The organism is Pseudoalteromonas shioyasakiensis (assembly GCF_022398475.1).
Lineage (GTDB): Bacteria > Pseudomonadota > Gammaproteobacteria > Enterobacterales > Alteromonadaceae > Pseudoalteromonas.
Genome location: NZ_JAKEVM010000032.1, coordinates 25,421 through 36,053, shown reverse-complemented (window position 1 = coordinate 36,053; position 10,633 = coordinate 25,421). Strand labels below are relative to the sequence as shown.

Annotated in this window: 10 protein-coding genes; 6 read left to right on the top strand and 4 right to left on the bottom strand. The window is 42.1% G+C overall.

The window, feature by feature from the left end; translation table 11 throughout:
• Nucleotides 1-238 precede the first annotated feature (238 nt).
• From rpe to trpS, 3 genes are read left to right on the top strand one after another with little or no spacing between them, the layout of a single operon-like run.
• Nucleotides 239-925: a ribulose-phosphate 3-epimerase gene (gene rpe / locus L1D51_RS08290; protein WP_239963405.1), complete on the top strand. Its 687-nt coding sequence runs from the start codon at nt 239-241 to the stop codon at nt 923-925.
• Nucleotides 922-1,587 (top strand): phosphoglycolate phosphatase, encoded by a 666-nt coding sequence (locus tag L1D51_RS08285; RefSeq protein WP_239963404.1) that lies wholly within the window; start codon nt 922-924, stop codon nt 1,585-1,587. Before rpe ends, L1D51_RS08285 begins: the two co-directional genes overlap by 4 nt.
• 50 nt (nt 1,588-1,637) lie before the next feature.
• Nucleotides 1,638-2,642: a tryptophan--tRNA ligase gene (trpS, locus tag L1D51_RS08280; RefSeq protein ID WP_054552798.1), complete on the top strand. Its 1,005-nt coding sequence runs from the start codon at nt 1,638-1,640 to the stop codon at nt 2,640-2,642.
• A 129-nt stretch (nt 2,643-2,771) separates the two neighbouring features.
• On the opposite strand, the gene L1D51_RS08275 is transcribed toward trpS, so the two are convergent.
• Nucleotides 2,772-3,662 (bottom strand): TraB/GumN family protein, encoded by an 891-nt coding sequence (locus L1D51_RS08275; protein WP_239963403.1) that lies wholly within the window; start codon nt 3,660-3,662, stop codon nt 2,772-2,774.
• A 54-nt stretch (nt 3,663-3,716) separates the two neighbouring features.
• Complete coding sequence (locus L1D51_RS08270; RefSeq protein WP_055197513.1) at nt 3,717-3,908, bottom strand: hypothetical protein; 192 nt, start codon at nt 3,906-3,908, stop codon at nt 3,717-3,719.
• 276 nt (nt 3,909-4,184) lie between these two features.
• Here L1D51_RS08270 and L1D51_RS08265 point away from each other — a divergent pair, with 276 nt between their 5' ends.
• Nucleotides 4,185-4,430, top strand: a complete 246-nt coding sequence (locus L1D51_RS08265; RefSeq protein ID WP_055197515.1) for a hypothetical protein — start codon at nt 4,185-4,187, stop codon at nt 4,428-4,430.
• A gap of 14 nt (nt 4,431-4,444) precedes the next feature.
• Here L1D51_RS08265 and L1D51_RS08260 read toward each other — a convergent pair whose 3' ends face one another.
• Complete coding sequence (locus L1D51_RS08260) at nt 4,445-5,500, bottom strand: hypothetical protein (RefSeq protein ID WP_239963402.1); 1,056 nt, start codon at nt 5,498-5,500, stop codon at nt 4,445-4,447.
• 13 nt (nt 5,501-5,513) lie between these two features.
• Complete coding sequence (gene uvrA, locus L1D51_RS08255) at nt 5,514-8,333, bottom strand: excinuclease ABC subunit UvrA (protein WP_239963401.1); 2,820 nt, start codon at nt 8,331-8,333, stop codon at nt 5,514-5,516.
• Between the two features lie 162 nt (nt 8,334-8,495).
• Between uvrA and L1D51_RS08250 the strand changes: the two genes are divergently transcribed.
• Together L1D51_RS08250 and ssb are read left to right on the top strand one after the other, a co-directional pair.
• Nucleotides 8,496-9,863 (top strand): MFS transporter, encoded by a 1,368-nt coding sequence (locus tag L1D51_RS08250; protein WP_054552792.1) that lies wholly within the window; start codon nt 8,496-8,498, stop codon nt 9,861-9,863.
• Between the two features lie 20 nt (nt 9,864-9,883).
• Complete coding sequence (gene ssb, locus L1D51_RS08245; RefSeq protein ID WP_054563349.1) at nt 9,884-10,573, top strand: single-stranded DNA-binding protein; 690 nt, start codon at nt 9,884-9,886, stop codon at nt 10,571-10,573.
• Nucleotides 10,574-10,633: the final 60 nt, after the last annotated feature.

Genomic DNA, 10,633 nt, shown 5'->3' with positions numbered 1-10,633 from the left:
AAATTAGCCTTTTAAAGTAAATTTTATGTTTATATTTTGTTTCATTTAAATGCATTTATGCAAGCAGTTGAATAGAACGATTGTTCAATTTTTGATTAAATTTACATTAATTCAATAAGCTAAAAGGATTGGCCTTGAGCAATAGCGTTTTAACAGTTAGCTGTGGTGTTTTAATCAGCTGTCGATTGGGTTACATTATGCGCTCTTCTTGCAGTCGCAAATTATGATGGAATCTCTCATGTTGGAAACATTACAAAAGTATTTAATAGCCCCTTCTATTTTATCAGCTGATTTTGCCCGTTTAGGTGAAGATGTTGATCGTGTACTCGCAAGTGGGGCAGATGTTGTACATTTTGATGTAATGGATAACCATTATGTGCCAAACCTAACCTTTGGCCCAATGATTTGTAAAGCACTGCGCGATTACGGTATTACAGCCCCGATTGATGTGCATCTTATGGTGAAACCTGTCGATCGCCTAATTCCCGACTTTGCTGAAGCGGGCGCTTCTATTATTAGCTTTCACCCTGAAGCAAGTGAGCATATTGACCGTACCTTACAGCTTATAAAAGACAGCGGTTGCCAAGCTGGGCTTGTATTTAATCCTGCAACCAGCCTTAGCTACCTTGAGCATGTGCTCGATAAAGTTGATGTAGTGCTATTAATGTCGGTTAACCCTGGCTTTGGCGGCCAAAGCTTTATTCCTCATACCCTCGAAAAGCTTCGTCAAGCGCGTAAAATTATTGATGACTCGGGTCACAATATTCGTTTAGAAGTTGATGGCGGTGTAGGTGTTAATAACATTGCTGAAATTGCAGAAGCGGGTGCTGATATGTTTGTTGCAGGCTCTGCAATTTTTAATCAACCAGATTATAAAGCCGTTATCGATGCGATGCGCAGCGAGCTTGCAAAGGTTGAGTCATGAAATACGATGCGGCATTTTTCGATTTAGATGGCACCTTAGTCGACAGTGTTTATGATTTATACATTGCGATGAACCTGACTCTAACTGACCTCGCATTTCCGGTTGTTACACAAAAGCTAGTTGAGAGCTGGGTAGGTAATGGCATAGAAACACTTGTAAAGCGTGGTTTGAGTGGCGATATGCAAATCAGTGAGCATTTAGATGAAGCCCTTACTGAGCGTGCAATTAATTTGTTCTATCAGCACTATGACCAAGTTGTAGGTGGCTACAGTGCGCTTTATCAACATGTAGAAACTGGGCTTGCTGCACTTGCTGGTATTCCTAAAGTGGTGATCACCAATAAGGCACGTCGTTTTACCGAAAAGTTACTTGATAAGCTTTCACTGACTAGTCATTTTCAGTTGATTGTATGTGGTGATGATATGGCAAAGAAACCATCACCTGAGCCTTTACTATTTGCTTGTCAGCAATTAGATGTCAGCCCAGCCAAAGCGGTTATGATAGGCGACTCAAAAAGTGATATCTTGGCAGCAAAAGCTGCTAAGGTTGACGTTGTCGCACTCGGTTATGGCTATAACCAAGGTGAAAATCTCGCTGATTTCAATCCAGAGTACCTCTGCGAGAATTTCTTAGATATAATACCCGTTCTTACCCAAAGGTAAGTGCATTTTAATTTCGTCTTTTTAGTTTAGTAAAAATATAAAGGAACATCATGAGTAAACCAGTAGTGTTAAGTGGCATTCAGCCAACCGGTGGTATGACAATAGGCAACTATGTTGGCGCTATTAACCAGTGGCTTAAGCTACAGGAAGACCACGAAAGTTTCTTTATGTTAGTAGATTTACACGCCATTACTGTACGCCAAGATCCTGAGCAGCTACGCTCGCGCGTGCTGGACGGTATTGCGCTTTATGCTGCATGTGGTATCGACCCAGAAAAAGCGGCGTTATTCGTACAATCTCAAGTGCCAGAACATGCACAGCTTAGTTGGGTTTTAAACTGTTACGCTCAAATGGGTGAGCTTAACCGTATGACGCAGTTTAAAGATAAGTCTTCTAAGCATGCTAATAACGTGAATGTGGGTTTGTTCTCTTACCCTGTACTGCAAGCTGCAGACATCTTGTTATACCAAGCAGATCAAGTGCCAGTGGGTGAAGATCAAAAGCAACACCTTGAATTGACACGTGATATCGCAACACGTTTTAACAACCTATACGGTGACGTGTTCAAACTACCTGAACCATACATTCCTGAGTTTGGCGCGCGTGTAATGAGCTTACAAGATCCGCTCAAGAAAATGTCTAAATCAGATGAAAATCCAAACGGTTACATCATGTTATTAGATGAGCCGAAGAAGATTGAAAAGAAACTGAAAAAAGCAGTAACTGATTCAGACGAGCAAGCTCGTATCTACTTTGATCGTGAAGAAAAACCAGGTGTATCTAACCTACTTACTTTATTATCAGTTGCAACTAAGCGCTCAATTGAAGACTTAGTGCCTGAATATGAAGATAAAATGTATGGTCACCTGAAAAAAGACACTGCAGCAGCGGTTGTTAATATGATTGAGCCAATTCAAGCGCGCTTTAAAGAAATTCGCGAAGATCAGTCACTACTTGATAGCATTATGAAGTCAGGTGCTGAAAAGGCGAGTATTCGCGCTGAAAAAACATTAAAAGCAGTCTACGATGCGGTAGGTTTTATTCCTCGCCCGTAAGCTTTCAGCAAATTATTGAGATAAAAATACCGCTATAAAGCGGTATTTTTTTATTAAAAGCTCAGCACAATTAAAACAGTAAACAAGCAGATAAGTGCGGCAGCGGTTTTGTCTGTTTTTTCCATTTTCTTAATCCTCATCAGCGTTCAACTGTGCAATCACGTAGCCTTTACTTTCTAACAAGGCCAATAGGCTATCTTCACCGGCCAAATGAGCAGCACCAACAAGTACCAACTCTTTTTGCCGATCAGTAAAGTAATGCTCAATATGATTAAGCCAATTCAAATTACGTTGCTTAATGAGTATTTGGTAGGTGAGGGGATCATGTTGTTTTAATGGCATGATAGTTAGCTCATTCATTGCGTGCATATCGCCATTGCGCCATGCATCAAGCATTGCACTGTAAAGCGCTTGGTAACTTGATACTTGCGCTAACTGTGACTGAATATAGGCATCTTCGTCTTGGCTGCCTAATTGCTTAAAAAGGTGTAATTGGAATGCCAAGGTTTCGAGGTAAGCTAATTCTTTGCTGTCTTGTTGGGCTCGCTTTGCGAAATAGCTATCAACACCTTCACCGAAAAGCTGTTGTTTTTGTAGTTCTAGCGACATCATCAGCAAGCTCACCATAAAAGGGCGAAAGCTGTCGAGTTCGCTAAGTTGCATATCGTATTGAGTAAGCTGTGCTTCTAATTGTTTTTTTACTGTTGCAGAGAGCTTACTACTTAATGTTTCACCAGCTTGGTAACTCAGTGCTTTAAGCATAGTAAGTTGTGCTGAGCTATTACTTGGCGCTGGCATATCGGCTTCAAGTACTAGGGTATCGGCTTGTTTATATGCTTGATTAAATTCAGCTGGTAGCGGTAGTTCCTTGGGCGGTGAAACATGAATTGAACCCGCAATGTATATAAATTCATCACCTTTACTTACCTGCCAAACGGCACTTTTTGCAGTACAAATACTGGTTGTAAATAAGCTTGATGCAGCAATTGTTGAGAGCAGTAATTGAGTTAGTTGTTTCATTCTTTTAGCCTGTTAATTGAAAAAGCTTGCCCAATGTTCTGGGCAAGCAGGGCATTACTTATTGAGTTTTAACTCAATTTGATGGTCAACTTTTTTGTTCATTTGCTCGATAGAAACCTCGATAGATATCTCAAGATGTTGTTCTAATTTTTGAGTATCTTGGCTATTAAATAAGGGGGTTGGCAGTGTAACAACAAGCGTGCTTACTGCGAGTATCGACACTATTTTTAAAGCTGAGTTGCTCATAACTTTATTCTCTTAATTGGTTGATTAGTTTTATCAGCGAAGCAAAGTTGGTTGGTGGCCCGTTGATGGAAACTACAATAGCGAGGAATTTACATAGAGTCGCTTATCTAGTTCTAAGGGATTTATATATAAGGTTTTAAAATGTTAATTTTAATAGTTTCAATGGTTTAAGTTTAATTCTTATGAGGGGAAATAAGGTTTTAAATCATTTTATTTTTGTGTTTTTGCCTATTGATGATATTTGAATGTAGCAAATAGGAACTTGGAGGTTTTGATATGGGTTTTAAAGTAAAACATTATGCGGCTAAAACTGTACCTGCGAATAGCTCATTAGAATGGGAGCTAATCTTAACTGAGCTTATCATTGGTAGCCTTTGTGCTGCATTCGCTAAGATCGGCTATGATGCTACTATGTTACTTATTTTTATACCTAATTTAGTAATCGCCTTAGTTTGCTTTGGTTTTATTGGGCTTTCGATATTTCATTTTATAAGAGAAAAACGCAGCAAGCCAAGCGAGTAATATTGATTGCTGCGCTATTTTTCTACTGGGGTAACGCCTGGCGAGTCACAAGCAATGACTTCAAATCGATAGCCATATTCAGCATGGTGATCAGGGGTTACTTGCACTATTTCGTAATCATTCAGCTCAACGGCTTTACTGTTTTCTGCTTTTAAACAGCGTGAATAGCTATCGGCTTCAAAGCTGTAAGCAAACATCGCAATTAAACGTTTGCTACGCTCAAAGTAACCTTTGGTATCTAGAAACTGACGAAGGTTTTCGGCGGTTTCGCTGTCACCTTCTATATTGACGTCTTGGTTAGGGGTTGAGTTTTGTGTACTTTCAGGAAGTTGTTGTTCGAGTTTTTCACCGAGTTGTTCGACTGCTTTTTGCTGCTCTTCACCAGATTCTTTGGCAATGACTTTGCTATCCAAAAAGGTGCTAACCATGTTGTCGAGCACTTCTTCAGGTGGCTGATCGTCGATAAACGAAATCAGGTTAATAAATACCACTGATGCTAAAACAAAGCGCACGATGGCAGTTAATAGAGGTGAGTAGCTTTGGCTTATAAATTTAATTCGCTCAGAGCCAAATGGCTTTATTAGTAATAAAACAAAGATATAGAAAGGTAAAAAAAGTTGAAATAACAATAAAGTCCCTAGGGTTATTCCCATTGCCCAAGGGGGTAAATATAACAGGGTGGCAAAGTTATGGGTGTAATTAAAGTGACTAGCTGAGACATGAGTTACATCATTAACTATGCCGCTCGCACCGGCCAACACAAAATTAGCGATACTGGCATAGAAGATTAAAATCAGTGCTTTGCCGGCAAGCGAGTGCCAAAGTTGGTTAAACTTGGGCCAAAATTCAATAACAAGCGCAATAATGGTGATGGTGGCACTTAACCAGCCCGATTGCAGAACAACCAGGCTGCTTAATGCTAAAAGATAGAGCTTTTGTGCGGTACTTAAGTTAAACCAAATGGCTTGTAATCGTTCAACCAGCCTCGTTTTATGAGGCTGCCAGCTACGTTGCTGTTGTTGAAACTGTTTATTAGCGCGCCATTTTGCAATTTTTAAATACCTACGCACGCAATATCCTTTTTTATAGTAGTGGTTTTAAGTACCTTCCTGTGTGTGAACGCTCACACTCGGCAACGTCTTCAGGTGTACCAGAAATTAAAATTTCACCACCGCCAGAGCCACCTTCTGGGCCTAAGTCGACAATCCAGTCTGCGGTTTTGATCACATCAAGGTTATGCTCAATAACAACAATGGTATTACCGTGATCGCGTAAGCGGTGAAGTACTACTAATAATTGCTGAATATCAGCAAAGTGTAAACCCGTAGTTGGTTCATCAAGGATATATAAGGTTTTACCGGTATCGCGTTTTGAAAGTTCACGAGCCAGTTTCACACGCTGCGCTTCACCACCGGAGAGGGTAGTAGCAGCTTGACCTAAGCGAATATACGACAAGCCTACATCCATTAAGGTTTGCAGTTTACGTGCAATAGCCGGAATTTTATCAAAATAGTCACGGGCATCTTCTACGGTCATTTCGAGTACTTGGTGAATGTTTTTACCTTTGTACTGTACTTCGAGGGTTTCACGGTTGTAGCGCTGACCTTTACATACATCACAAGGTACATATACATCAGGTAAAAAGTGCATTTCTACCTTGATCACGCCATCACCTTGGCAAGCCTCACAACGACCACCTTTAACGTTAAAGCTAAAGCGACCGACCTTATAGCCACGTGAACGGGCTTCTTGAGTACCCGCAAATAGCTCTCGAATACCGGTAAAAATACCGGTATAAGTGGCAGGGTTTGAACGTGGAGTACGGCCAATCGGGCTTTGGTCAATATCAATCACTTTGTCAAAATGATCTAGGCCCTTGATTGACTTGTACGGAGCCGCTTCAGCGGTCGTTGCGCCATTTAACTCGGTATGAGCCAGCTTAAATAAAGTGTCGTTGATAAGCGTTGATTTACCTGAGCCTGATACACCTGTGATACAGGTCATTAAGCCAAATGGAATACGTAAATCAACGTTCTTTAAGTTGTTACCTGTGGCACCAAATAACTCAAGCCATTTGTCGGTAGTTTGATGACGAGACTCTGGTACTTCAATTTTCTTTTCGCCAGAGAGGTACTGACCTGTGATTGAATCTTTACTGGCTAGAATATCGTCATGGGTACCTTGTGCAATAACATGGCCGCCATGAACACCGGCACCTGGGCCGATATCGATAATATGGTCTGCAGCGCGAATAGCATCTTCGTCATGCTCAACCACAATGACGGTGTTGCCTAAATCGCGTAAGTGAATAAGGGTTTTTAGTAGGCGGTCGTTATCGCGTTGGTGCAAACCAATTGATGGTTCATCCAATACGTACATAACACCAACAAGACCTGCACCAATCTGACTTGCTAAACGAATACGCTGCGCTTCACCACCTGACAGAGTGTCGGCACTTCGCTCAAGTGATAAATAATTAAGGCCTACATTAATTAAGAAAGATAAACGGTCGCGAATTTCTTTAAGGATTTTTTCGGCAATTTGGGCGCGCTGACCGGTGAGATTCAAACCATCAAAAAATGCCATGCTTTCACCAATACTCATTGTGGTGATAGCTGGCAGGTTTGTTTGGCCAATAAATACGTGGCGAGCTTCTTCACGAAGTCGCGAGCCATGACAGCTCGGACACGCTTGGCTTGTTTGGTATTTAGCAAGCTCTTCGCGAACTGAGTTTGACTCGGTTTCACGGTAGCGGCGATTCATATTATTTAAAACGCCTTCAAACTCATGGTTACGCGTAATTAAATCGCCACGGTCGTTACGATAGTTAAAGGCAATTTTAGTTTTGCCAGAACCTTCAAGAATCACCTTTTGCGCATCTTTACTAAGTTCTTGGAAAGGCACTTCTAGGTCAAACTGATAATGCTCTGCGACAGCTTGCAGCATTTGGAAGTAATAAAAGCTGCGTTTGTCCCAGCCTTTAATTGCACCACCCGATAAGCTTAGTTCAGGGTTTTGCACAACACGGTTTGGATCAAAATACTGACGCACACCTAAACCATCACAGCTTTGACACGCACCCGCCGGGTTGTTAAACGAGAATAAACGTGGCTCAAGTTCACTCATGGCATAACCACAAGTAGGGCAGGCAAAATTAGCAGAAAACAGCATGTCTTCGCTGAGTGAGTCGTCCATTGCCGCTACATGAGCAATACCACCTGATAGCTCAAGGGCCGTTTCGAATGATTCAGCTAAGCGCTGTTGTTGGCCATCTTTTACTTTAAAGCGGTCAACCACGACCTCGATAGTATGCTTTTTATGAAGCTCAAGAGTTGGTGGATCTGATAAGTCACTTACTTCGCCATCGATACGGGCGCGAATAAAACCTTGGCTTGCGAGTTGCTCAAGCAGTTTAACGTGCTCACCTTTACGGTCTTTTACCACCGGTGCTAATAGCATTAGCTTGCTACCTTCTGGTAAGGCTAAAACCGTATCGACCATTTGGCTGATAGTTTGTGCGGCAAGTGGCAAGTCGTGAGTGGGGCAGCGAGGCTCACCTACACGGGCAAATAATAAACGAAGGTAATCGTAAATCTCGGTAATAGTACCGACCGTTGAACGCGGGTTATGTGACGTTGATTTCTGTTCGATAGAGATAGCTGGCGATAAACCTTCGATGTGATCAACATCGGGTTTTTCCATTAGCGATAAGAACTGTCTTGCATACGCTGACAGTGATTCAACATAACGACGTTGCCCTTCTGCATACAAAGTATCAAACGCTAAAGACGATTTCCCTGAACCAGATAGGCCAGTGATAACTATCAGCTTATCACGGGGAATGGTTAGGCTGATGTCTTTTAAATTGTGCGTACGGGCGCCTCGGACTTCAATGTTTTCCATGCTATCTCGTTTTATTACCTAATTATTTTTTCAGTATCTCATAATACGCGATAAGATTAATCCTTGATCAAAGAAAAAATCATCACTTACAGGTGATTATTTAGTTTTCGCTTGTGGTAGAATCCACGCTCAAATTTTAATAGACAGCAAGATCAGTAATTCATGACAGCATCTTCACTCAACTCTCGAGAAAAACGCGCAGCCGTTTCGTTGGCGAGCGTCTTTGCATTCCGTATGCTTGGCCTATTTATGCTGATGCCAGTATTGGCGATTTATGGTCAGCAATTAGAAGGGTTTTCGCCGCTTTGGATTGGCTTTGCTATTGGTGCTTATGGTTTAACGCAAGCCGTACTGCAAATCCCTATGGGTTGGTTGTCTGATAAAATTGGTCGTAAAAAAGTGATTATTGGTGGCCTTTGTGTGTTTGCACTTGGTTCTGTTATTGCTGCAACCGCTGAGTCTGTGCAAATGGTTACGCTTGGGCGTGCACTACAAGGCATGGGGGCGATTGCCAGTGCTTTATTGGCGCTTGCTTCTGATTTAAGCCGTGATGAACAACGTCCGAAAGTTATGGCCGTTATTGGTATGTGTATTGGTATGAGCTTTGCCGTTGCTATGCTACTAGGGCCAATTGTTGCTGCATCATGGGGGGTTGCTGGGGTATTTTGGCTTACCGCAGGACTGGCCATTTTAGGTATTTTAATAGTGTTGTTTTTGGTGCCAAATGCTGTCAATAAGGCGCCAAAAGGTGACACACTTGCTACCCTTGATGATATTAAGCAACTAATTAAACATCCACAATTAGCACGCCTTGATTTTGGTGTGATGCTGCTTCATCTTACATTAACTACCGTATTTGTAGCCTTACCAGGCCAGCTTATAAAAGATGGCTTAGTTGCAGACCACCATTGGTATTTATATATACCTGTACTGTTTTTAGCGTTTTTCTTGATGGCACCAATGATGATTGTGGCGATCCGTAAAGAAAAAGAAAAACAAGCCTTTATTGGCTCAATCGCGCTGCTTGTTTTAAGTATGCTAGCGATGTCGTTATGGGTTGATTCGGTGATTGGCATCGGTATTTGTATGTTGGTTTACTTTATTGCTTTTAACTTTTTAGAAGCAACCATGCCTGCACTTGTTTCGCGTATTGCCCCTGCAAACCAGAAAGGTTCTGCGATGGGAGTATTTTCATCTACGCAGTTTTTTGGTGCCTTTTTAGGTGGTTTATTAGGGGGTTACGTTGCTCAAGCATTAAGTGCGCAAGCAGTGTTTGCGGCGGCGGCACTTGTTGGGGTAATATGGCTTATCCTTGCTTGGAATATGCAAGTCCCACCAAGAAGTAAAATAATTAGCTTAATGACTGAATTAAGTTCAGAGCAGCAGGCACAAGCGCTTGCTTCTCGTCTTGTTGCTTTACCGGGCGTAATTGAAGCAACGGTTGTCTGTGATGAAAATCGCAGCTATTTAAAGATTAATGATAAAGAATTTGACCTAGACCAAGCACGCAAAGTGGCTGGTTTAATCTAACGTTTTATAGGAGAAGTTCCATGGCACGCGGTGTGAACAAAGTTATCTTGGTTGGTAATTTAGGCCAAGATCCAGAAGTACGTTATATGCCTAATGGCAATGGCGTAGCGAATATCAGCATTGCTACGACAGATAGCTGGAAAGATAAAAACACAGGGCAAATGCAAGAGCGTACTGAATGGCACCGTGTCGTGTTATTTGGCAAACTAGCAGAAGTTGCTGGTGAGTACCTTCGTAAAGGTTCACAAGTGTACATTGAAGGTCGTTTACAAACGCGTAAATGGACTGACCAATCAGGCCAAGAAAAGTACACTACAGAAATCGTGGTAGACATGGGCGGTCAAATGCAAATGTTAGGCGGTCGTGGTGAACAGCAAGGTGGAGGCTATCAAGGTGGTCAATCACAAGGCGGTTACCAAGGTGGTCAACAACAAGGTGGCGGTTACGGCGGTGGTGCACAGCAATCACAAAGCAATAATAGCTATGCTCCACAGCAACAGTCTGCGCCAGCACAGCAGCAACAGCGTCCACAACAGCAATCTGCACCACAACAACAAAGCAATAACCAATATGGTGGCGGTTATGGTCAGCAGCAAAGCAGCGCACCTCAACAAGGCGGTTTTGCTCCTAAGCCACAAAATGCACCACAAGGCGGCGCATCAAACCCAATGGAACCACCAATCGACTTTGATGACGATATCCCGTTCTAGACAAAGACAAAACTGTGTAATTAGTTTTTAAGAAGCCCTGCATTAGCGGGGCTTTTTTAT